The organism is Rahnella sp. RFA10(1/100) (genome assembly GCF_004195115.1).
In the GTDB taxonomy this organism is placed as follows: domain Bacteria; phylum Pseudomonadota; class Gammaproteobacteria; order Enterobacterales; family Enterobacteriaceae; genus Rahnella; species Rahnella perminowiae.
The window spans coordinates 1-277 of sequence record NZ_SEWR01000037.1 but is presented as its reverse complement, the minus strand read 5'-3'; the positions used below and the strand labels follow the sequence as shown (position 1 = coordinate 277).

Below are 277 nucleotides of genomic sequence, written 5' to 3'. Positions count from 1 at the left end.
ACACTACCATCGGCGCTACGGCGTTTCACTTCTGAGTTCGGCATGGGGTCAGGTGGGACCACCGCGCTAGTGCCGCCAGGCAAATTCTGTTTTATCCGTACCGCAGCGCATCAGGGTTGCTCACCCCGCGCCGCCATACGAACCAATCCCGGAACATTCCGCTGAAAATCTACTCTCTCGAGCCTGTCTCTCAAATCAAAAACACCTTGGGTGTTGTAAGGTTAAGCCTCTCGGGTCATTAGTACTGGTTAGCTCAATGCATCGCTGCACTTACACA

General features: G+C 53.8%; 1 rRNA gene. It reads right to left on the bottom strand.

Features of this window, described 5'->3' with window-relative positions:
• Positions 1-80: ribosomal RNA gene (rrf, locus tag ETV65_RS24830) — 5S ribosomal RNA — on the bottom strand; the annotation flags it as partial.
• Positions 81-277 lie beyond the last annotated feature (197 nt).